Genomic DNA, 466 nt, shown 5'->3' on the forward strand with positions numbered 1-466 from the left:
GTAGTCGAGTTGGTAGGTTTCGCCGGCTTCGTTTTCGATCTCGGTGAGCAGCAGCCGGGCGTTGTCGTAGCGGTACTTGACTTGGGTACCGTTGGCGTTGAAGCAGCGGCTGATCAGGTGCAGGCCGTCGGCGTATTCGTAGCGGGTGACGTGGCCCAGTTCGTCGCGTTCGGCGATGATTTTGCCGTAGGGGTTGTAGCTGAATTCGCGTGTGGCGCCGCCTGGCAAGACGAGGCGAATCAACCTACCGACGCTGTCCCATTCATAAACGGTCTGCGCGCCATGCTCATCTTCACGGGCAATCTGTCGCCCTAAATCGTCATAGCGATAGCGCTTGAGCCCACCATTGGGCAATTGCTCTTCAAGCAACTGCCCACGCTCGTTCCACACCAGCCGATGGCAACTGCTGTCGGGATACCAAACCCCAACTAATTGCCCATGTTTGTCATAGCTGTAGTCAGTCGAA

Annotated in this window: 1 pseudogene; it reads right to left on the reverse strand. The window is 57.1% G+C overall.

The features are described 5' to 3' along the window. A pseudogene (locus BOP96_RS29160) lies at positions 1 to 466 on the reverse strand (RHS repeat protein); the annotation flags it as partial.

Origin of the sequence: Pseudomonas sp. FSL W5-0203, from assembly GCF_001896155.1 — a bacterium.
Lineage (GTDB): Bacteria > Pseudomonadota > Gammaproteobacteria > Pseudomonadales > Pseudomonadaceae > Aquipseudomonas > Aquipseudomonas paracarnis.